General features: G+C 74.8%; 1 protein-coding gene. It reads right to left on the reverse strand.

Translation table 11 applies throughout. The features are described from left to right. Positions 1-320, reverse strand: a 320-nt coding sequence (locus MW084_RS17135; protein ID WP_275563667.1) for an ATP-binding protein, incomplete at its 3' end; no start/stop codon positions are given. Between the last annotated feature and the right edge of the window lie 239 nt (positions 321-559).

Below are 559 nucleotides of genomic sequence, written 5' to 3' on the forward strand. Positions count from 1 at the left end.
GCTTCGGGGGCCGCCGGGGGGATGCGCGGATACGACTCCCCGCGGGCGTCGGTGACCTCCACGCGCAGGCAGGGGGCCGACGGGTCGAAGGCGAGCGCGAGCCGGAAACCGCGTCCGGGCACCCGGCCGTGGAGGACGGCGTTGGCCGCCAGCTCCGCGACGACGAGTTCGGCACGGTCGGTGAGGTCGTCCGGGGCGCCCCAGGAGTGCAGCTCCCGCACGGCGAGGAGCCGGGCGAGCCGGGCTCCGCGCCGGGTGGACGACAGCAGTTGCGTGAAGGTCCCGGCGGGGGTTCCGGCGTGGGGTGTCGCATGCTTCATGGGATCAGAGTGGCGGTCCGGCAGAAGCGGAACGAACCCGTCACCCCGTACGCGGAGTCAGCGTACGGGCACGAAGAGTGGACGGTACGCCCGATTCTCCGTCACGCTGGGTCGCGAGTGCGCGACGGCGTGAGAGGCCGTCGCGCTGCGACGCGCAGGGAAGGGGCGGCGGATGGAGAACGCCGAGTTCGAGGGGGAGGCGGCCGGGGGCGCCGGCGAGCGGGAAGTCCCGCCGGGGG

The organism is Streptomyces sudanensis, assembly GCF_023614315.1.
GTDB classification, from domain to species: Bacteria; Actinomycetota; Actinomycetes; order Streptomycetales; family Streptomycetaceae; genus Streptomyces; species Streptomyces sudanensis.